This is a genomic window from Mesorhizobium sp. M0185, assembly GCF_040322175.1.
Classification (GTDB): Bacteria; Pseudomonadota; Alphaproteobacteria; order Rhizobiales; family Rhizobiaceae; genus Mesorhizobium.
On the sequence record NZ_JAMYSY010000002.1, the window covers coordinates 140,529 to 160,558 of the forward strand.

23 protein-coding genes and 1 pseudogene are annotated in these 20,030 nt (G+C 61.6%); 8 read left to right on the plus strand and 16 right to left on the minus strand.

The window, feature by feature from the left end; genetic code table 11:
• Positions 1 to 32 precede the first annotated feature (32 nt).
• A complete protein-coding gene (locus NKJ20_RS02450; protein WP_023720771.1) occupies positions 33 to 275 on the plus strand; it encodes a hypothetical protein in 243 nt (80 codons plus the stop codon).
• On the opposite strand, the gene NKJ20_RS02455 is transcribed toward NKJ20_RS02450, so the two are convergent.
• On the minus strand, positions 272 to 1,000 hold the full coding sequence (locus tag NKJ20_RS02455; protein WP_352742382.1) for a hypothetical protein: 729 nt from the start codon (positions 998 to 1,000) through the stop codon (positions 272 to 274). The genes NKJ20_RS02450 and NKJ20_RS02455 overlap by 4 nt on opposite strands.
• Before the next feature lie 7 nt (positions 1,001 to 1,007).
• On the minus strand, positions 1,008 to 2,120 hold the full coding sequence (locus tag NKJ20_RS02460) for an endonuclease/exonuclease/phosphatase family protein (protein WP_352742384.1): 1,113 nt from the start codon (positions 2,118 to 2,120) through the stop codon (positions 1,008 to 1,010).
• Positions 2,121 to 2,307: 187 nt separating this feature from the next.
• Between NKJ20_RS02460 and NKJ20_RS02465 the strand changes: the two genes are divergently transcribed.
• The gene (locus NKJ20_RS02465) at positions 2,308 to 2,892 is read left to right on the plus strand and encodes a BA14K family protein (protein ID WP_352450039.1); all 585 of its coding nucleotides are present in this window, start codon (positions 2,308 to 2,310) and stop codon (positions 2,890 to 2,892) included.
• Between the two features lie 174 nt (positions 2,893 to 3,066).
• On the plus strand, positions 3,067 to 3,351 hold the full coding sequence (locus NKJ20_RS02470; RefSeq protein WP_352470452.1) for a PilZ domain-containing protein: 285 nt from the start codon (positions 3,067 to 3,069) through the stop codon (positions 3,349 to 3,351).
• 10 nt (positions 3,352 to 3,361) lie between these two features.
• Here the strand turns inward: NKJ20_RS02470 and NKJ20_RS02475 are convergent, their stop codons facing one another.
• The 5 genes from NKJ20_RS02475 to NKJ20_RS02495 form a co-directional block, all read right to left on the minus strand.
• Positions 3,362 to 3,985 (minus strand): hypothetical protein, encoded by a 624-nt coding sequence (locus NKJ20_RS02475; protein ID WP_352742386.1) that lies wholly within the window; start codon positions 3,983 to 3,985, stop codon positions 3,362 to 3,364.
• Positions 3,978 to 4,499: a hypothetical protein gene (locus NKJ20_RS02480; protein WP_352742387.1), complete on the minus strand. Its 522-nt coding sequence runs from the start codon at positions 4,497 to 4,499 to the stop codon at positions 3,978 to 3,980. Before NKJ20_RS02480 ends, NKJ20_RS02475 begins: the two co-directional genes overlap by 8 nt.
• A gap of 493 nt (positions 4,500 to 4,992) precedes the next feature.
• The gene (locus tag NKJ20_RS02485) at positions 4,993 to 5,970 is read right to left on the minus strand and encodes a DUF3592 domain-containing protein (protein ID WP_352742389.1); all 978 of its coding nucleotides are present in this window, start codon (positions 5,968 to 5,970) and stop codon (positions 4,993 to 4,995) included.
• A 257-nt stretch (positions 5,971 to 6,227) separates the two neighbouring features.
• Positions 6,228 to 7,247, minus strand: a complete 1,020-nt coding sequence (gene ilvC / locus NKJ20_RS02490; RefSeq protein ID WP_352450043.1) for a ketol-acid reductoisomerase — start codon at positions 7,245 to 7,247, stop codon at positions 6,228 to 6,230.
• Positions 7,248 to 7,381: 134 nt separating this feature from the next.
• Positions 7,382 to 8,035 (minus strand): TetR/AcrR family transcriptional regulator, encoded by a 654-nt coding sequence (locus tag NKJ20_RS02495; RefSeq protein ID WP_352456491.1) that lies wholly within the window; start codon positions 8,033 to 8,035, stop codon positions 7,382 to 7,384.
• A gap of 153 nt (positions 8,036 to 8,188) precedes the next feature.
• On the opposite strand from NKJ20_RS02495, the pseudogene NKJ20_RS02500 reads away from it, so the two are divergent.
• Positions 8,189 to 8,618 (plus strand): annotated as a pseudogene (locus tag NKJ20_RS02500) (anthrone oxygenase family protein).
• A 37-nt stretch (positions 8,619 to 8,655) separates the two neighbouring features.
• On the opposite strand, the gene NKJ20_RS02505 reads toward NKJ20_RS02500, so the two are convergent.
• On the minus strand, positions 8,656 to 9,108 hold the full coding sequence (locus NKJ20_RS02505; protein WP_352742391.1) for a MarR family winged helix-turn-helix transcriptional regulator: 453 nt from the start codon (positions 9,106 to 9,108) through the stop codon (positions 8,656 to 8,658).
• A gap of 100 nt (positions 9,109 to 9,208) precedes the next feature.
• Between NKJ20_RS02505 and NKJ20_RS02510 the strand changes: the two genes are divergently transcribed.
• Positions 9,209 to 9,514 carry a Rieske (2Fe-2S) protein gene (locus tag NKJ20_RS02510; RefSeq protein WP_352742393.1) on the plus strand — a complete coding sequence of 102 codons (306 nt, stop codon included), beginning with the start codon at positions 9,209 to 9,211 and terminating at the stop codon, positions 9,512 to 9,514.
• A 1-nt stretch (position 9,515) separates the two neighbouring features.
• Positions 9,516 to 10,241: a glutathione S-transferase family protein gene (locus NKJ20_RS02515; RefSeq protein ID WP_352450132.1), complete on the plus strand. Its 726-nt coding sequence runs from the start codon at positions 9,516 to 9,518 to the stop codon at positions 10,239 to 10,241.
• Between the two features lie 50 nt (positions 10,242 to 10,291).
• On the opposite strand, the gene NKJ20_RS02520 is transcribed toward NKJ20_RS02515, so the two are convergent.
• Complete coding sequence (locus tag NKJ20_RS02520; RefSeq protein WP_352450047.1) at positions 10,292 to 10,702, minus strand: winged helix-turn-helix transcriptional regulator; 411 nt, start codon at positions 10,700 to 10,702, stop codon at positions 10,292 to 10,294.
• A gap of 136 nt (positions 10,703 to 10,838) precedes the next feature.
• Between NKJ20_RS02520 and NKJ20_RS02525 the strand changes: the two genes are divergently transcribed.
• The gene (locus NKJ20_RS02525) at positions 10,839 to 11,729 is read left to right on the plus strand and encodes an SDR family oxidoreductase (RefSeq protein WP_352742394.1); all 891 of its coding nucleotides are present in this window, start codon (positions 10,839 to 10,841) and stop codon (positions 11,727 to 11,729) included.
• A gap of 41 nt (positions 11,730 to 11,770) precedes the next feature.
• Here NKJ20_RS02525 and NKJ20_RS02530 read toward each other — a convergent pair whose 3' ends face one another.
• The 3 genes from NKJ20_RS02530 to NKJ20_RS02540 all read right to left on the minus strand — a co-directional run bounded on the left by NKJ20_RS02530 (position 11,771) and on the right by NKJ20_RS02540 (position 16,599).
• Positions 11,771 to 13,690, minus strand: a complete 1,920-nt coding sequence (locus NKJ20_RS02530) for a potassium transporter Kup (RefSeq protein WP_352450049.1) — start codon at positions 13,688 to 13,690, stop codon at positions 11,771 to 11,773.
• A 158-nt stretch (positions 13,691 to 13,848) separates the two neighbouring features.
• The gene (locus NKJ20_RS02535; protein ID WP_352742395.1) at positions 13,849 to 15,762 is read right to left on the minus strand and encodes a potassium transporter Kup; all 1,914 of its coding nucleotides are present in this window, start codon (positions 15,760 to 15,762) and stop codon (positions 13,849 to 13,851) included.
• A 96-nt stretch (positions 15,763 to 15,858) separates the two neighbouring features.
• Positions 15,859 to 16,599, minus strand: a complete 741-nt coding sequence (locus NKJ20_RS02540; protein WP_352742396.1) for a pyridoxine 5'-phosphate synthase — start codon at positions 16,597 to 16,599, stop codon at positions 15,859 to 15,861.
• A 115-nt stretch (positions 16,600 to 16,714) separates the two neighbouring features.
• On the opposite strand from NKJ20_RS02540, the gene NKJ20_RS02545 reads away from it, so the two are divergent.
• Positions 16,715 to 17,119: a SpoIIAA family protein gene (locus tag NKJ20_RS02545; RefSeq protein WP_352450052.1), complete on the plus strand. Its 405-nt coding sequence runs from the start codon at positions 16,715 to 16,717 to the stop codon at positions 17,117 to 17,119.
• A 19-nt stretch (positions 17,120 to 17,138) separates the two neighbouring features.
• On the opposite strand, the gene NKJ20_RS02550 is transcribed toward NKJ20_RS02545, so the two are convergent.
• The 4 genes from NKJ20_RS02550 to nthA form a co-directional block, all read right to left on the minus strand.
• The gene (locus NKJ20_RS02550) at positions 17,139 to 18,266 is read right to left on the minus strand and encodes an ATP-dependent DNA helicase (RefSeq protein ID WP_023720791.1); all 1,128 of its coding nucleotides are present in this window, start codon (positions 18,264 to 18,266) and stop codon (positions 17,139 to 17,141) included.
• Between the two features lie 147 nt (positions 18,267 to 18,413).
• Positions 18,414 to 18,746 carry a nitrile hydratase accessory protein gene (locus NKJ20_RS02555; RefSeq protein ID WP_156937343.1) on the minus strand — a complete coding sequence of 111 codons (333 nt, stop codon included), beginning with the start codon at positions 18,744 to 18,746 and terminating at the stop codon, positions 18,414 to 18,416.
• 19 nt (positions 18,747 to 18,765) lie between these two features.
• Positions 18,766 to 19,425: a nitrile hydratase subunit beta gene (nthB, locus tag NKJ20_RS02560; RefSeq protein WP_352680213.1), complete on the minus strand. Its 660-nt coding sequence runs from the start codon at positions 19,423 to 19,425 to the stop codon at positions 18,766 to 18,768.
• Complete coding sequence (gene nthA, locus NKJ20_RS02565) at positions 19,422 to 20,027, minus strand: nitrile hydratase subunit alpha (RefSeq protein WP_352705103.1); 606 nt, start codon at positions 20,025 to 20,027, stop codon at positions 19,422 to 19,424. The genes nthB and nthA overlap by 4 nt, the downstream gene beginning before the upstream one ends.
• Positions 20,028 to 20,030 lie beyond the last annotated feature (3 nt).

Genomic DNA, 20,030 nt, shown 5'->3' on the forward strand with positions numbered 1-20,030 from the left:
AATGCTGTTGGGGACTAAGGGGGGAACAATGGATGAGCAAGAAAGCGCGACTGGCTCTGGCGATTGTAATCGTCGAAGCCGCCTTGGCAGGGCTTTGGTGGAATTTGATCCTTTATGGGATGGAGAATCCCGATCGCGTCACCGCTGACTTCCAGCAGGTAATTGGGCAGACGATGGGAACGGCGATGGGCGCGCTCCTGGGTCTCGGCGTGCTGTTGTATTTTGTTGCCGCCCGCAACGACCGCAAGGCTATTGAAGGTAGGCTACGACGTTAGAGTTGGAAACCTTGCTCGCTCGCAAAGTGCCATTCGATCAGCGGTCTCATATGCGGCATCAGCCCGTCCGGCAGGTCGGCTGCATTGCGGATGATGACGGGGCCTTCGATTTCAGGCTCTGACTCGGCCGCGACGAAAGCGCTGATCCGCTGTGCCAGGTCGTCGGCGGACGCCGTCTCGCGGTAGCGGCGAAAGATCACCGTGCCGCTTGCCGTCGACAGGGCGTAATGGCGCCTGCCGCGTGTCGCGCCGGATAGATCGAGGCCGGTCTCTTCCCGCACCTCGCGGATCATGTTGAAGTCCACGTCGACAAGGCCGTCGCGGAAATCGGTTGGCTCGAACGAGCCGGCGGCGAAGTAGATGCGCCCGGCGTTGACCGTATGCGGCGCCATGCGGATCGCCACCAGCGCATTGTCGGCAGCGACCAGCATGGCGTGCGCGTAGGCATGTTCGGCGCCAGGCACCTGTCGATTGCTGCGCCAAAGCATGAAGGTCGAATAACGCACTGCATGGCAACGGCCGACTAGGCGATTGTCGCGATAGCTGAGAGCGGAAAGCAGCACCACGGTGCCGTCGAAAAGCGCCGGCTTGGCCGCGGTCTCACGCCGCCAGTTTGCGGCGATCGCCTCGGCATTATCGCGCTCGAACGGATGCAGGCCGGAATCGAGCCTGACGTCGATGGCATCGACCGGCAGGATGACGTTGCGCGGCAGATCGAAACTCACGCCTGTCTCACACCATGTCGAGGGCAATTGCTACCGGGCAATGGTCGGATGCCTTCGGCCGGTCCCACCCGGCACGTGGGAAGCGCTCGACCTCCTGGCCCGCTGGAAATATGGTGCGCCAAGGCTGGCCGCTGCGGATGATATCGGGAACCGCGGTGGCGTTCTGCCTTGCCCGCGCGCTCGACAAAAGGATGTAGTCGAGCTGGCAGAGATGCCGCTCTTCCGGTCCGCGTGTGTGGTAGAAAGTCCAGCGGTCCATTTCCGGCCGCCGCTCGACCGCGTTTTCACAAAAGCCGCCGGCAGTGAGCACATCGATGCAGGACCGGCTCTCGTCGATGACCTCGAAACGGTAGCCGTCGACGGCATCGCCGGTAATCTTCACGCGCTGCCGGTAGTCGTTCATATCGCCGCAGATTGCCCAGCGCTTGTCGGCGGCATGGTCCTTGCCGAAGCGCTCCTCGATGATCCGGCGCACTGCTTGAGCTTCGGCGATGCGCAGCGGCATGGTCGCCTCGCGGCCGTCGAGGCCGTTGCGGGGCGAGCCCATCGACTTGAAATGCACGAGATACAGCGTCAACGGCGCGCCAGCCACCGTCAGATCGATTTCCAGGCAGTCGCGCCGGAAGATGCGCTCATTGGCCTGATGCCCAAGCGCTGCCAATTCCGGCGTGTGCAGGCCGAATTGCTCGAACGTGACATAGGCGTAGCTGGTCATGCGCACGAATTCGATTGGCTGGCCCTGCGCGGTCTCGTTGCGCATCATCACGGCGACGTCGATGCCGCGCGAATCATTGCCGGCGGTGGTGTATTTCTGCCGGTAGCCTTGCCCCACCATCTTGAACAGATAGCCATATTCGAAGGCCCTCAGCGTCTCGATATTGTCGACCTCCTGCATGCAGATGATGTCGGCGCGGGTGGCCGCGATCGCCAGCGCCGTCAACTGCCGCGTGTCGTCGGACTGGGCGATGGCCCGCGCCTGCTCGAGCATCTTGTATTCGGCCTCGCTCTGGATGTCGAAAAGCGCCAGCGTGCGATCTTCGTTGAGCTGATTGCGGTATCCGGAATAATCAAACCTGTTCATCAGGTTTTCGACGTTGAAGGTGGCAAGGCGCAGCGACATGGCTTTGACCTTTGCCCGCAAGCGCGCCCGAAAACAAGGGCGCAGAAACCAGGCGGCTCTGATTGATCGCGCGCGCCCTATGGTTGACGGAACCTTTTTGTTCATCTTCCGTTCAGATGGAAAGTTCCATCAATAGGCCCTTCCCCGGGGTATTCTGGGCGTGGGGCCTGAATCTTCGGAGAGTGCGATGAAACCGCTCTTTTTATCTTCCGCCAGATCCGGGCTGATGGCCCTCGGTCTGATCGCCGGCCTCTCGGCCCCGTCGCTTGCCGGGCCGATGCCCAAACCTCTGCTGCCGGTGGCGGGCAATGCCGCCGACATCGTGCAAATTCGTGAAGATTGGGCCGGCGGCAACGACAGGCAGATATGGCGTTGGCGCAACCACGGCTTTCGGCAATGGCACGGCGGCGACGATTGGAGATGGCGGTCCCACAATTTCCGCGGCCGTCATTTTTCGAGACACTGGGACAATGGCGGCTGGGACGACAGCTGGCGCTGGCGCCACCATCGCCGCCATTACCGCGGCGGCTACTATGATGATGGTGCGGGTGCCGCGATTCTTGGCTTGGGCCTGGGGCTCGGCCTTGGCAGCCTGTACAACAGCTACAACTACTACGACGCGCCGCCACCGCGCCGCTATTATCGCGCAGGGCGGCTTTCCAGTGCACATGTCCAATGGTGTTACAATCGCTACCGGTCGTACCGCGCCTGGGACAACACCTTCCAGCCCTATTACGGGCCGCGCCAGCAATGCTACTCGCCCTATAGGTAAGCAGGCTGACAACAAGCATCATTCGGCGCCGTGCTTCGCGGCGCCTTTTTCTTCCAGCCAGGAACCGCGAACATCGCCCAGTCCCGACTGCTGATAACGCTATTTTTATCAGGCAGGTCTAATAATCCTCCCGATCAGAACGCCCGAGACGCGAAGATGGCTGGATTGCGTGCGATGGCCGAGGACGAACAGAGGGACAAACACCGGCAGCGCGTCTTGAAGGGCGCGACGATCCTGACCGGCGTGAGCAATTCCGAGGTCACATGCACGCTGCGCAACATGCACGCCGGCGGCGCCGAATTGAAGGTCTCGATCGACGCGCGCGTGCCCGATGAGTTCCTGCTCTATGTTCCGACCGACGGCATTGCCTACAAGGCCGTAGTCCGCTGGCGCCGCGAAGATCGTATCGGCGTGATGTTCACCGGTACCGAACCAAAGCCCAGTTGGCACTACGGCTGAGATCCCGGCGCTATCCGGGTGGCAGGACTCGCAGTGTCTGCTCGTCAAACAGCGGCTCATCCTGGCCGACGCGAACGAATAGAAGCTTTCGCAGTTCGGGTGATTGCACCTCGAAATACTGAATACCGTCCGGGGCTTCGCCCCATTCGCCGCAAGGCGGTACGCCGACCTCGTCAGGGTTGGCGACGGTCTTCAATTCCTCACGATAGGCGGCATTGGGACTGAAAACATACCGGAGGATGCGCGCGGGCGTCGCCCCTTCGGTGGAAGGCATGAGCACGCAACGTGTGCTGATGGCTTTCTCGGTCTTCTCCGTAAAAATGCGCTGCAACGCAGAATCGGCGGCCTCGCCAGGCAGCATATCGAAGACTTCGACGACAGGATCGGCCGGCCCGCCGTCGCTGTATTTGATGGCAAGAGCATTGTCGCCAAGCTCGAAATGAATCCGGCGAAAACCGAAATCGCAACGCTGCACCCAGGCAGCCAGCCCGACATCCCTGTCCGCCAGCCGTTCCCAAGCGCATTTGTCGACAGGCGGACGCGACGGCTTGCTTTGGTCGGCACGAGCGCCGGTTGCCATGGCAATAAGGACCGACAGGGCGAACATGCAGGTCGGCAGTCTCTTGCTATTCATCGCTACAACCCGTCAAACTAAAGGCGTCCCAGGCTGAACCGTCGGGATTGGCTTTGGCGAAATCGGGCCATTCGGTAAAAATCGCGCCGAAGTCAGGCAACAGCAACCCTGCCGGTGCCGGCGAGGCTTCACGGGAACTCAACTGCTCGGCACCGCCTGCATTGAACGCATAGACCTGCCCATCCCACACTCTGCACAGCCCGTTGCCGTCCTCGAGACCAGCCTCACGATCGTCGTCGGTGCAGGTGTGCCGGATCGTGCCCACAGGAAACGAGTACTTGCCATTGGTCCAGGTAATGTCCGACGGCAGACGAATGTCGGTGTTGGGAACGATCAACGAAAAGACCTCGGTCGTCAGCGCGGCCGGCTCGTTGTTGGTTGGCCGGAACTGTATCGTCGCTCCCGAACGCGGCTCGCGATAGGTCGCATGGCTGAGCGAACATTCTGTTGCGTTCGCTGCTTGCAACAGGCTCAGCATGCTCAGAAAAATAGCTGCTGCTTTGTGGATGATCATTTAAGTCCCTTGGAGCAGCATCATTGTGAAGTCTGAGCATCGATGCTTTAGCATGGCCCAAGGCCACGTCGAAAAGAAGAATCGATGATGCGAAATCTCTTGATGCTCATTTCGATCTTAACATTTTCGTGCGGCAGCGCCTTTGCCACGGAACCCTATGTGGGCACATGGTCCGGGGACAGATCGAACTGTACCGCCGTTGCGGATGTTCAACGCCAGACTGTCTACACATTGTACCGCGACGCGCTGTCGGTCCCTGCTCTCGGCTGCGAACACGCATCGTTTCTCAAGACGCCTACGGGCTGGGTGGCTCGGGCCAGCCAATGCTACGGATCCCACCCGTCGGCCGAAGAGCCGTTCTCCCGTGTCATCCATATTGTGGTCGACGGGGCGACGGTGAGATTGACATGGCCTGGCTTCGACAGCGGAGTTCTTGTCAGATGCTGAAGACAGGCGTCTTTTTCCGCTGGATATGCAGCCTAGGACAGCAGCTTCAGATGACGCCTACCAGCAGCGCGGCTCCACCGAGGAGGCCAACTGCGCAGACCCACAGGAGCCAAAGCCCGCTCACCCTGCATTCGAGAACCGCTGCAACCGGGTTGTCGGGATCGTAGTGGACCTCGACCTTGTCGCCCTGGAGGTAGCGCTGTGATTGACCGCTGACGAGGCTCGGCAGCGAAGCCGTCACGTTTGCGCCGAAAGCGATGCGATCGGCGGCGTAGCGCTGGCCGGCGACGCTATAGCTGTAGACGATGCGGGATTTGAAGACTGTTCGCCAGGGCCGATAGCCGCCTCCGGACCTGTCGCGGGTCTCGAATTTCTGCAGGCCTGAAGCATCGATGCGTCCTGCCGTGATCGGCCATTTGGCCGCCTGTTCCGCAAGTGACTTCTGGGCAAAGCCCATGCGCAAGACAAACAATCCCATGAAAAGCAGCAGGGCCGCGGCGCCGAGGTTCTGCGGCCTGGGCAAAAACGGCCGGATCGCTTCGAGGACGCCGCCGACGGAGAAGACCAATACAAGCGCGCCGACCACCAGCCCGGCCGAAAGCTGGACCATGAACTTGAAGGAGCCGTCGGGCATGGTGCGTTCGATCACGGCCTTGGCTGGATCGGCCGGATTGTAGAAGACGGTTACACCGGCCCCGTTTGGAAATTTCGCAAGGGTTTCCGCCACGGCAAAGTTTCCAAGGTTCTCCTGCACGCTGTAGTGCGAACTGCGAAATGTCTTGCCGTTCACTTTGTATTCGAAGGTGATTGCCGGGAAGTTGCGGATTTCGGTCGACCCTCTGCTGTCCGAACCGGATCCCGAACTGGTCACCTCGCGAGCCTCGACCCGCGACGAGATGATCTTTCCCGGCGTCGGAGACCAGCGGCTGACCGCCCTCACCTCCCACCACTTCAGCAAGGTGACGAGGGAGAGCATGCCGGCAACCGCGCAGGCAAACCCGACCAACAGAAATTTGAGTTCCAACTCTCACCCCCTTGGCACTTTTGTGCCATGCCCCGCACAGGCATATCACGGTGATGAGGATAGTGCGCCTGTCCAGAAGCCTGGAAACCACACAATCTTGATGCGAAAAGGCCGGCGGATCGCTCCGCCGGCCTTTCTTGATCGGCAATGAAATTGCGATCGGTTCTTGGCCTTGTCGACCAGCTTGTTCATGGAAATTCCCACGCGCCCGCAGCGCGAAGCCCGAGGACGGGTAACGAAACGAACGTGGATGTCCTTCAGTTCTTGGCCTTGTCAACCAGCTTGTTCTTCGAAATCCACGGCATCATCGCGCGCAGCTTGGCGCCGACTTCCTCGATCTGGTGGCTGTCGTTGTTGCGGCGGATGCCCTTGAAGCGCGACATGCCGGCGCGGTATTCCTGCATCCATTCCGAGGTGAACTTGCCGGTCTGGATATCCTTCAGCACGCGCTTCATCTCAGCCTTGGTCTCGGCGGTGATGATGCGCGGGCCCGAGACATATTCGCCCCATTCGGCGGTGTTCGAGATCGAGTAGTTCATGTTGGAAATGCCGCCTTCATAGATCAGGTCGACGATCAATTTGACCTCGTGCAGGCACTCGAAATAGGCCATTTCCGGCGCGTATCCGGCTTCCACCAGTGTCTCGAAGCCGGCGCGGATCAATTCGACCAGGCCGCCGCACAGCACCACCTGCTCGCCGAACAGGTCGGTCTCGCACTCCTCGCGGAAATTGGTCTCGATAATGCCCGAGCGGCCGCCGCCAACGCCGCAGGCGTAGGAGAGCGCCAGGTCGAGCGCATTGCCCGAAGCGTCCTGGTTGACCGCGACTAGGCACGGCACGCCACCGCCCTTCTGGTATTCGCCGCGCACCGTATGGCCAGGCCCCTTCGGCGCGATCATCACGACGTCGACCGAAGCTTTAGGCTCGATCAGGCCAAAATGCACGTTGAGGCCGTGGGCAAAGGCGATCGCTGCGCCATCGCGGATGTTCGGCGCGATCTCGGATTTGTAGATGTCGGCCTGCAGCTCATCCGGCGTCGCCATCATCATCAGGTCGGCCCACTTAGCGGCATCGGCTACGCTCATCACCTTGAGCCCGTCGGCCTCGACCTTCTTGGCGGTCGCCGAGCCAGCCTTGAGGCCGATGGCGATGTCCTTGACGCCGGAATCCTTGAGGTTGAGCGCATGCGCCCTGCCCTGGCTGCCATAGCCGATGATAGCGACCTTCTTGCCCTTGATCAGGTTGAGATCGGCGTCGCGATCGTAATAGACACGCATTTTTCTTCCTTCCCGTTTTGAACCAGAGCATGATGCCGAAAGTGTGAAGCGGTTTTCGGACGACATCATGCTCCATCTTTTAGCGTAGAGCCGGATTCAGATTTCAGGTCGATTTGACCTGAAATCATCCGGCTCTATGGGCCCTGCGGCCCGGTTTTTGCCCCGAAAAGAGCGAGAAACTGCTGCGTCGCCCGGACGGCATCGCCGCCGATCGCCACATCAGTCAATTCCAGCCGGTCGCCAAGCAGCAAGCGGATCTGCACGTCACGGGCGACCAGCCCGAAAAAGGTGCGGAACGCCGTCTCCGCGTCCGAAAATTCAAGGAACCCGGCCTGTCTCCCGGCCTCCAGCACCGGCTTGAGGCGCTTGGCCAGCGCAAATCGACCGTTCTCCAGCACGATGGCGCCGAGATCGTCCTTCCCCGAACTAGCATGGCCGACCGCCACCCTGTTCAGCGCGATCGAGGTGTCGCTCGAAATTACCTTGAGCCAGTCCGAAGCGAAGCGTTCGAGGCTCGCCGTCAGCGAAGGGAGGTCGAGCCCCTTGCGGTCGACCGGCACTACCCGCACCTTGGACGCCTGCCATTGTACCGTTGCCGTCAACAGCCCGTCGCGATCGCCGAACCATTTGTAGAGCGTCTCCTTCGAGCAGCTCGCCCGCCGCGCCACGGCGGTCATGGTCAACTGATCGCCCTCTTCGACCAGCAGGCGAAGGGCGGCGTCGAGCACGTCCTTCTGCCGCTCCGTCAGCGCCTCGCTGGTGTCGATGTCGGTCACAGCGTGCAACACAGTTTTTCCTCAGGAGGCAAACTCACCCGCAGTTCAGATACGAGCTCGATGGCGTACCGTACGTTACGGTTCGGCTTTATGGCGTATTGCCCGACCCGACGCAAGCCTTTATTTCTGTTTGCTCCATGCGGGGCATCACGGGAGACACGGATCATGCTCGCCGGATTGCTTGCCTTGACCGTTGCCGCAGTGTTCGCTTGGCGCGGCTATCTACGTCAGCGTCGCCGAGCAGCCGGCGCGGATTCGCCTCGATGACAAGGCATTGCTGCAGGAATGGCAGCCTTCGTACAAGCGCGGCGCCGCCATGCAGGCCTCGATCGCCGTCATCGCCTGTATTCTGGGCCTCGTCGCCTGGTGGCTGACCGGCAATCTCGCTTATCTGGTCGGCGCCTTGCTGATCATCCTGCCTTGGCCATGGACGCTGCTGGTGATGATGCCGGCAAATAGGTTGCTGGAGGCGATGGACGCGAACTCCGTCAATCCTGAAGCTCGGACATTGATCGCCAAATGGGGCAATCTGCATCTGGTCCGCGTCGGGCTTGGCGTTCTGGCGACGTTGGCATTCCTCTTGGGCAGTGCCTGACCTCGCCAATCGGTGCCATCTTCGTCATGAAGGCGTGTCACTCCAGGGCGGGCGGACCTCGCAGGCGCCCAAGCAGAGCTGACAGCGCGTCGAGCTCATCATTGGAAAGCCGGGAGCCGACCAACTCCGCGATCGACCGGCCGTAGACAGCCCACATGCGGCGGCGCGTCTCGCGTCCCTTTTCTGTGACGCGGACTGTTTGCCCGCGGCCGTCATCGGCAACTGGAAGCTTCTCGACCTGCCCGTCGGCTTCGAGCCGCGCCAGCAGCCGGGAGATGTTGTACTGCGCAAACAGAGTGCGCTCGGTGAGTTGGAACGGCCGCAATCCGCCCTCGCCCGCCTCGGCAAGCTCATGCAGGACGTCGTACCAGGCAAGCGGCGGCAGGCCACTGTCCTTCAGCGCGTCCTCGGCTCGTTCCAACAACTGGCGCGAAACCCGCATCAGGCGGGCCCAGGCCTTGATGGCTGGAGGTGAAGGAATCCCGGTCATGATTGCATCGTAGGCGATAGATGCAATTGCATCAAGCTTGACGATCGATGCAAATGCATCTATATAAATGCAATCGCATCAATCATGAGAGGCAATTCCGATGAAGCATGAAATCTGCAGGATTGCCGACATTCCGGAAACAGGCAGCCTGATCGCTCCGTTCTTCGGCCGCGAGGTCCATGTCTACCGCAGCGGCGAGCGTATCCGCGCCGCCGCCAACGTCTGCCTGCATTTCGGTGGCCCGCTCGGCTGCAAGGACGGCAAGCTCGTCTGCCAGTGGCACGGCGCCTCGTTCGACATGGCCAACGGTGATCGCCTCGAAGGCCCGGCGCCGAAGGGCTCCCGCCTGATGTTCCTCTCCACCCGCGTCGAGGACGGCGCTTTGAACTATGTCTGGGGAGAGTGAGATGATCGACAAGCTCATCCTCGTCAGCCACCATCTTTGTCCCTATGTGCAGCGCGCGGCGATTTCACTTCGCGAAAAGGACGTGCCATTCGAGCGCATCACGGTCGATCTCGCTAACAAGCCTGCCTGGTTCAAGGCGATATCGCCGCTCGGCAAGGTGCCGCTGCTCCGCGTTGAGCATGACGGCCAGGAAACGGTGATCTTCGAATCGCTCGTCATCCTCGAATTCCTCGAGGAAACCCAGCCCAATCCGCTGCATCCCACCGACCCCTATGCCCGTGCCCGGCATCGCGCCTGGATCGAGTTCGGCTCGGCAATCCTCAATGCCATCGGCCGCTTCTATTCAGCACTCACCGAAGCCGCCTTCATCGCCGAACGCGGGGCTCTGGCAGCAATGTTCGATCGCCTGGACGTGGAACTGGCGAACGGCGCGGCTGGGCCACGGTTCGACGGCGAGCGCTTTTCACTGCTCGACGCGGTCTACGGGCCGATTTTCCGTTATTTCGAGGTCTTTGACCGGATCGGCGATTTCGGCATCCTGGACGGAAAACCGCATATCCAGGCCTGGCGCAAGGCATTGCACGAACGCCCATCCGTGAAGGACGCGGTCGCTCCCGATTATCCGGAACGCCTCCACGCATTCTTGCAGGCTAAGGGTTCGCACCTTTCGGAAATCATCCGCCAAAACGATCCGGCCACAGCGCTTCCGCAAGCCCGATCGGCTTGAATGGATTGAGCACCGTTCCTGTAACCATGGAAGCCGCTGGGCCTTGAGGCTCAGCCCTCGGCAGCATCGAAAATCTTCCGCGCCTCGCGTACAGCGCCGTGATTGAGCTCGGCCCATTGGATCAGCTGATGCAAGGGTCCAAACATCGAGCGCCCGAGATCGGTGAGGCTGTATTCGACGCTCGGCGGTTTGGTCGGAAACACCTGGCGATGCACATAGCCGTCGCGCTGCAGATCGTGCAGCGTCTGGGTGAGCATTCGCTGTGAAATATCGGGCACCAGCCGCCGCAATTCGCCGAACCGGTACGGCTTCTCGGCCAAGGCCTCCATCAGCAGTGAACTCCATTTATTGCTTATGCCCTGGATCACGTCGCGAACCGGGCAATCCGCAAGGTTTCCGCCACCGCTGCCTGCTTTGTATATCTCGAGCTTCGATCTCAGATTGACGATCTTGCCGTCCATGGCTGGTTCCCTGGATGTGCCTACCTCCCGCAAAACTGCCTTCTTTACGAGGATGGGTCAATTCCTATTTTAGTGCTGGTCTCTTTTTGAGACTAACATATGCACCCGCCGCTCCGGCGCAACGTCAGGACATCTCATGACCGACACCCTTCTCGTCACCGGCGCCTCCGGCCAGCTTGGCCGCGGCGTCATCAATCATCTGCTTGACACGCTCAAGGTCTCCCCTCAGCGCATCATCGCCGCCACCCGCAATCCGGAAAATCTGGCCGATCTGGCAGCCCGAGGCGTCACCATCCGGGCAGTCGACTTCGACGACACCGCGTCGTTGGCCAGTGCATTCACCGGCGCCGACAGGGTTCTGATCATTTCGACAAACGAGCTCGCCGTTCCGGGCAAGCGCCTGAAGCAACATGAGACCGCGGTCGCCGCCGCAAAAAGCGCCGGCGTTTCGCATCTGCTCTACACATCGATGCCCAATCCGGAGCCAGGATCGCCGGTGCTGTTTGCGCCCGATCACCACGGCACGGAGCAGGCGATCAAGGCGAGCGGTATTCCCTACACCATCTTCCGCAACGGCTGGTACCAGGAGAACCTGTTCATGGCGCTGCCGCACGCCATCGCCTCGGGGCACTGGTACACATCCGCTGGAGACGGCCGCATTGCCCATGGCGCGCGCGATGATATGGCAGTCGCGATCGCCGCCAGCCTTGCTTCGAGCGCAACCGAAAGCACGACATACACGCTGACCGGCCCCAAGGCCCACACGATGGCCGAGATTGCAGCCCTCGTCACCGAGGTCACCGGCAAGCCGATCGAAGTTATCCAGCTTTCGGATGAAGCGCTGACCGAGGGATTGAAGGCAGCCGGCGTTCCCGAAGCTTTTGCGCCTGTCATCGTTTCCTTCGACACCAACACCCGCTCCGGCCGGATCGGCATGGTGACCGACGCGGTCGAGACGCTGTCCGGCAGGAAGCCGCAGCCGCTGAAGCAATTTCTTGAAGCAAACAAGGCGGCTCTGGTGAGCTGAGCCTCACAATGGCCGTGCCCTCAAAGGGCACGGCCATTTGTTCAGATAGCCACCTGCGTCCCGATCTCGACCACCCGTCCGGTCGGGATCTGGAAATATTCCGTCGCATCGGCCGCCGTGCGCGCCAACCCGATGAATAGCTTGTCCTGCCAGACCGGCATGCCGGAATTGGGCGAGGCCTTGAGAGAGCGCCGCGACAGGAAGAAGGACGTCGTCATGATGTCGAACTTCCAGCCCTGTTTGCGGCAGATCGCCAGCGCACGCGGGATGTTGGGCTGCTCCATGTAGCCGAAGGTCAGCGTCACCCGCATGAACAGCTCGTTGACCATTTCCATCTTGACGCGCTCGCTGTCGGGCACGACCGGCTGCGGTGCCGTCACCACCGAAAGGATGACGTTCTGCTCGTGCAGCACCTTGTAGTGCTTCAGGCTGTGCATCAGCGCGGTCGGCGCGCTCAGCGGATCGCTGGTCAGGAACACCGCGGTGCCCGACACCAGATGCGGTTTCTTCTTCAGCAGATTGCCGGCAAGGAAATCGAGCGGGATCTCGTTCCGGCGCGTCTTGTCGAACAAATAGCGGCTGCCGCGGATCCAGGTCCACATAGTCATCACGATAACTGCGGCGATGGCAAGCGATGCCCAGCCACCTTCAAACACCTTGACTATGTTGGCGGCAAAGAAGCCGGTATCGACGAAGGCGAACACGGCCATCAAGGCGATCGCGACGCCGAGCGGCCATTTCCAGATGCGCGTCATCACAACAAAAAGCAGTACATTCGTCACCAGCATGTTGCCGGTCACCGAAATACCGTAGGCCGAGGCCAGGCGGCTGGATTCGCCGAAGCCGACCACCAGCAACATCACCACCAGCGCCAGCATCAGGTTGATGCGCGGCAGATAGATCTGGCCCGACTGTTTTTCCGACGTATGCTGGATAACGAAACGCGGCAGCATATTGAGCTGCACCGCCTGTCTGGTCAGCGAAAAAGCGCCGGAGATCACCGCCTGGCTGGCGATGACGGTCGCCGCCGTCGCCAGCACGACCATCGGAATAAGCGTCCAGCCCTGGTTCATCTCGAAGAATGGATGACCGACAACGCCGCCATTTGCCAGCACGAAGGCGCCTTGCCCGACATAGTTGAGCAACAGACAAGGGAACACGATTGCCAGCCAGGCGAGTACGATCGGCTTGCGGCCGAAATGGCCGAGGTCGGCATAGAGCGCCTCGGCGCCGGTGACGGCGAGGAAGACCGCACCAACCGTGACGAAGGCGACATCGGGCGAGTTGACCAGGAACGACACGATGTAATGCGGGCTGATCGCCAGCAGGATTTCCGGATCGGCGATGATGTGGTTAATGCCGGAAAGGCCGATGGCCAGGAACCACAGAGCCGTGACTGGCCCGAACACCAAACCTACGCCGCCGGTGCCGAATCGCTGTACCGCAAACAGGATCGCCAGGATGGCCAGTGTCAGCGGCACCACATAGGGCTGGAATGTCGGCGTGACGACATTCATACCTTCGACCGCCGATAGCACCGAGATCGCCGGCGTAATGACTGCGTCGCCGAAAAAAAGCGCCGCGCCGACGATGCCGATGCCGAGGATCACCGCCGAGCGCGTCGGGAAACTGTTGCGCGCCAGCGCCATCAGCGACAGCACCCCGCCCTCGCCTCGATTGTCGGCGCGGAGCACGAACATGATGTATTTGATGGTGACGGTGATCGTCAGGGACCAGATGATCAGCGACAACACGCCGAGGATGTCGCCACGGTTGGCGACGTTGCCACCGGCCGATGCATGCAACGCCTCGCGAAATGCATAGATCGGGCTGGTACCGATATCGCCGTAAACCACGCCGAGCGCGCCCAGCATCAGCACCTTGGTGCTGTGCTGCTCGACCTCAGAATGGCTGGATTGTTCGACAGGTTCTGCCTCGTTACCAGCATTGGTAAGGGCCATGGACGACACTCCGGTAAGCGGGCGGTGCTCTACGCTTGCTGCGCTGCAATATCAAGTGCCGTCACGTAATGGCTCCGTCCCGATATTGCGAGTCCTCCACGACTTGGCAGACTCAGTCCGATCGGCAGACCACCTGGAATGTCGCAACGGACACGTTTTTAAATAGCCACCTGCGTCCCGATCTCGACTACCCGTCCGGTCGGGATCTGGAAATATTCCGTCGCATCGGCCGCCGAGCGCGCCAGCCCGATGAACAGCTTGTCCTGCCAGACTGGCATGCCGGAATTGGGCGACGCCTTGAGTGAGCGCCGCGACAGGAAGAAGGACGTCGTCATGATGTCGAACTTCCAGCCCTGCTTGCGGCAGATCGCCAGCGCACGCGGGATATTGGGCTGCTCCATATAGCCGAAGGTCAGCGTCACCCGCATGAACAGCTCGTTGACGGTCTCCATCTTGACGCGCTCGCTGTCGGGCACGACAGGCTGCGGCGCCGTCACCACCGAAAGGATGACGTTCTGCTCGTGCAGCACCTTGTAGTGCTTGAGGCTGTGCATCAGCGCCGTCGGCGCGCTCAGCGGGTCGCTGGTCAGGAACACCGCGGTGCCCGACACCAGATGCGGCTTCTTCTTCAGCAGATTGCCGGCGAGGAAATCCAGCGGGATCTCGTTCCGGCGCGTCTTGTCGAACAAATAGCGGGTGCCGCGTATCCATGTGGACATGATCAGCCCCATGCCGCAGGCGACCGTGATCGACACCCACCCGCCTTCGAGGATCTTGACGACGTTTGCGAGGAAAAATCCAGTATCGATCGTGCCGAACAGCAGTGTGAGCGCGGCTGCCAGTGCAAGCTGCCATTTCCACCGGAACCGCATCACCACAAACAACAGGATGGTTGTCATCAGCATTTCGCCAGTCACCGAAATGCCATAAGCGGAAGCCAGCGAACTCGAGCTGCCAAAGCCGACCACCAGCAACATCACGCCCAGCGCAACCACCAGATTGACCCGCGGCATGTAGATCTGGCCGGACTGCATCTCGGAAGTATGCTGCACCTCGATACGTGGCAGCAGATTGAGCTGCACCGCCTGCCGCGTCAGCGAGAAAGCGCCGGAGATCACCGCCTGACTGGCGATCACCGTCGCTGCCGTGGCCAGCCCAACCATGGGCATTAGCGCCCAATCCGGCAGCATCTGGAAGAATGGATTGGTGGGTTTGCCGCCGTTGGCCAGAACGAACGCGCCTTGTCCGAAATAGTTGAGGAGCAGACAAGGGAACACCACGGAGAACCACGCCAGCACGATCGGCCTGCGGCCGAAATGGCCGAGATCGACATAAAGGGCTTCGGCCCCGGTGACCGCCAGGAACACCGCCCCGACCGTGACGAACGCACCGGTGGGCGTATTGGCCAGATAAGCGACCGCGTAATAGGGATTGATCGCCAGCAGGACCGACGGGTCGTCCAGCAGATGGTAGACCCCGGCGGCGCCGATCGCCAGGAACCACGCTGCCGTCACCGGTCCGAACACGGCCGCCACCCTGCCGGTGCCAAAGCGTTGCACAGCAAAAAGCATTGCCAGGATGATCAGCGTGATCGGAACAACATAAGTTTCCAGCGTCGGGGTCACCACTTCCAGGCCCTCGACCGCCGAAAGCACGGAGATGGCCGGCGTTATGATGGCGTCGCCGAAAAACAGCGCCGCGCCGCAAAGTCCGATCCCCAGAATGAACCGGGCTCCCTTTGGATAAGCGTTGCGCGCAAGCGCCATCAGCGACAGCGTGCCGCCCTCACCCTTGTTGTCGGCTCTGAGCACGAAAGCGACGTATTTTATCGTGACGATGATCGTCAGCGCCCAGACGATAAGCGACAGCACGCCAAGGACGTCGTTGCGCGCTACCGGTCCCGACGATGCGTGCAGCGCTTCCCGAAACGCGTAGATTGGGCTCGTGCCGATATCGCCGTAAACCACGCCCAACGCGCCCAGCATCAAAACTCTGGTGCTGTGCTGCTCGGCCTTGGAGTGGCTGGATTGTTCGATGGGTTCTGCCTCGCTACCAGCGTGGGCAAGGGCCATGGACGACACTCCCATAGACGTGCGGCGCTCGATGCTGCGGGATGGAAAGGACGCGCTGCCGTGCCGGGAACGCATGGCCTATCGGCTCGCCTTTCTCTACCAGCCACAAGCCTTCAGAAACCGCCTGACCGTTGCGGCCATGCCATACTCCAACGCATCGGCTGTCAACCCATGTCCGATCGACACTTCGGCCAATGCCGGGATGCGCCTGGCCAGCGCCGACAAATTGCTCACCACAAGGTCGTGCCCGGCATTGACCTGGAGCCCTGCAGCCAGTGCGGCATCCGCCGTTTTTCCCAATTTCTCCAATTCCTTCGCCGCTTTTGCCGAATCGGAATGATAGCTGCCATATGGACCCGTATAGAGTTCGATCCGGTCGGCGCCGGTGTCGCGAGCGGCTTTCACGCCAGCGGGATCCGGATCGGAAAACAGCGATACGCGAAAGCCTCCCTTCTTCAGGCGCTTGACGACCGGTGTCAGAAACGCAGCCTCGGCGGCGAAGTTCCAGCCATGGTCGGAAGTCGCCTGCGCCGGGTCGTCGGGCACCAGCGTCACCTGCTCGGGCTGATGCTTTTCCACAAGCGCCAGGAACTCCTCGGTCGGATAGCCCTCGATGTTGAATTCCGCATTCGGGAACTCGTCGTCGATCAGCGCCCTGATCTCAGGCAGATCGGAATGCCTGGTGTGCCGCTCGTCGGGTCGCGGGTGCACCGTCAGCCCATGCGCGCCGGCAGCAAGCGCGATGCGTCCAAGCCCGGTCACGCTTGGCCACGGCAGGTCGCGTCGGTTGCGCAGCATGGCGATCGCATTAAGGTTGACGGAAAGCTTTGCAGGCATTTGCACGGCTCCAGGCTGATCTTGGCGCGCATCTATACCGCCTTTAACGGGAACAGACAGAGGGTTTCAGGTGTTCCAAGGTGTGCGAAGAAAATCGAGCGCAAGGAGTTCCCTGTTGAATTTTCTCGAGGCCGTGCCGGCGGTTCGCCGCATCGACACCGATCGCGAAGATCTTTTCGCCATCGATGTCGTCGGCCATGTCGCAGCGGCTGACGCCGAAAACCTGTTCGGATTGCTGGAGGCGGCCTATGCGCTGCATCCGAAGATCGACGTGCTGGTGCGCCTGATCGACCATGAGGGTGTCGACTGGGCCGACGTATCGGACGAGACGATCGAACAGGGCATAGCTCATGCCGTGGAGCATATCGGCCGCTGCGCGGCGATCGGTGAGCCGAACTGGATACCGGAGGCAAGAGCCTTTTTGCCTGCCTCTTTGCCTATCGAACTCCGGCATTTCGAGGCCAAGGACGAAGCCGCCGCCTGGGAATGGCTTGACGCCAGACCGATCGCCCAGCGCTGATACGACGGGCCTGACAGCCCTATCGGACGATCGTCAACCGTTCGGCCGCGCGCGTGATCGCGGTGTAGAGCCAACGCTGGCGAGTTTCCTTGAATGCCCAGCTTTCGTCGAAAAGCACGATCTCGTTCCACTGCGACCCTTGCGCCTTGTGCACGGTCAGCGCGTAACCGTAATCGAAATCGTCGAAGCGCTTCTTCTGCTGCCAGGGAATGTCGGCGTCGGGATCCTCGAATGCGGCCTTGAGCAGCTTGATCTTGGCGACGCCGCGATCCGGGTCATCTTCCTCCGGTGAGACCAGCAGATTGATGCCGGGCTTGACCGTCTCGCGCGACGAGGTCATCACCTTCCACAGCGAGCCGTTGAGCAGTCCCTTGGCCGGATCGTTGCGCAGACAGACCAGCTTGTCGCCGGCTTGCGGATAATCGGCGTTGAACCCCTTCAGCTCGCGCAGCCGCTGGTTATAACGGCGGCGCGTGCGGTTGGTACCGACCAGCACCTGGTCCGCCTTCAGCACCAGTTCCTGGGTGACGTCTTCCTTGCCGATCACCTGCGCCGCGCCATAGTCGCCGCGCATGAACTCGCGGCCCTCGCGCACGTCAAGCGCAAGCCGGATGATCGGGTTGTCTCGCGCCTGGCGATGGATTTCGGTGAGCAGAATGTCCGGCTCGTGGTCGGTGAAGAAGCCGCCGCCGGAGATTGGCGGCAACTGGCCGGGATCGCCGAGCACCAGGATCGGCGTGCCGAAGCTCATCAGGTCACGGCCGAGTTGCTCGTCGACCATTGAGCATTCGTCGATGACGACGAGCTTGGCGCGCGAGATCGGGCTCTGCCGGTTGAGCGAAAATGTCGGCGACATCGATGTTTTGCCGGTCACCTCGTCCGCTACCGATTCTTCGCCCTTCGGCCGGTAGATCAGCGAATGGATGGTGCGGGCATTGACCGCGCCCTTGGAACGCAGCACCTGCGCCGCCTTACCCGTAAACGCGGCGAACTGCACCTGGCCGTCGACATGCTCGGCGAAATAGCGCGCCAGCGTCGTCTTACCGGTGCCGGCATAGCCGAACAGCCGGAACAGCTGCGGCTTGCCGGCTTTCAGCCAGCCGGCCACCGCCTTCAGCGCCTCGTCCTGTTGAGGAGAGAATTCCATCAGCGCGACAGACCGGATTCGCGAGGGAAAGACAAGGTGACTGCCGTCACCATCAATTTTCATCGCCGGCAATCACGCCGCTGCGACGGGGTCAGGCTATCAGTGACGAACAGGAACGTAAAGAGAACAAGGTCAGGCGACCGCAGCTTACCCGGCCCGCTGTGGATCGTTCTCCAGCTGGATCGGCTTGCCATGCGGCGTTGCGTGCGCGGCGCGTTCCCAGGCAGCGGCGAGCGCATCGACGTCGCGCTTTCCGGCAACGCCCTTGGCCAAAAGCAGCTTTTCCAGCGCGGCCAGCCAGTGCTCGTAGTAATCGTGACCGTCGCGCGCGGCGCCCGGCCGCTTCACCTCTGCGGACAAAGCATCCGCCCATTCGCTCCACGAAAACAGCCCGTTGTCGTGCAGTGCTACCGTCATGGCAAAGGCCTCTGCTTGCCACGGCTCGGCAAACACAGGCGCCTCGACACCGGCGGGCAGCATGGCGGCGACTGAGCCCGTCTCACGCCGGCTCAAGGTAGCTCTCCCAGGCATCGATCGACACGACGAGTGTCGGATCGGCGCCCTCGCCCCAGATTTCGCCGCCGGTGAAGGCCACCGTATAGACCCATTGCGGGTTTTCGCCCTGGCCGTGCGCATTGGTGTCGGGAAAGACAAAGCCGTCGCGCACAGCCTCGACGACACCTCGCTTGCCGCGTGCATAGCGCGGCAGTCTGGTGTGGCCGGTCGGATGAAAGTTCCTGGTTCGCACGGGGTCGCCCGCCTTGAACCGCGCAGGCACGGCGACAGGCCGGTCGCAGTGCCCGCCCTTGGCCAGCACCGCCGGAACGTCCTTAGCCTTCAGCACCCGTTTGGGTGTCGCTGCCGGGTCGACTGCGTCGCCCGTAGCCAGGTCGCGGTCGCTGACGAAACCATGGCGTTTGAGCAGCACCTCCAGCGCCTTGATCCATATCTGGTAGTAGCTGGAGGCATAATAATCCGCTGGATGCAGCGATTCCCGCGCGTGCCGACTCTCGTCGATGGTCCAGGCGCCCATGGCGCCGGCGCACAACGTCACGCCCAGCGCCCGCCTTTCCCAATCGGCATGGAAATAGGGTTCGTCCGGTTCGGGCGCGACCGGCCCGAAACCCATCTGGCCGCCGAGATCCTGCGGCCCGTTCATGCCGGCTCCCGCGCCAACGCGGTGCCGATCATGGCATCGCGCGTCACCAGATCGGCGAGCCGTGCCTCATCCCAGCCCTCGGTGCCCCTTGGCTGCATAGGCACCACCAGATAGCGCAGCTCGGCGGTCGAATCCCACACCCGGATTGTCGTCCTCGCCGGCAAGGTCAGACCGAATTCCTCGAGCACGCCGCGCGGATCGATCACTGCGCGCGAACGGTACGGCGGCGCCTTGTACCAGACCGGCGGCAAGCCGAGCACCGACCACGGATAGCAGGAACATAGCGTGCAGACGACGAGGTTGTGCGTGTCGGCCGTATTGAAGACCGCCTGCATGTGCTCGCCTTGCCGGCCGGTGTAGCCGAGCGATTCGATGGCCGCCGTCGCATCACGCTTCAGCCATGCGGCAAACGCGGGATCAACCCAGGCTTTCGCCACCACCTTTGCGCCGTTGCGCGGCCCGATCTTGGTCTCATAGGTGTCGACAATGACATCGATCGCCGCCGGATCGATCAGGCCTTTGCGGGTGAGAATCGTCTCCAGCGCGCGCACCCGCGCCGCAAAAGGATCAAGCTCGTTGTCGTGGTCGTGATTGTGCGGCATGGC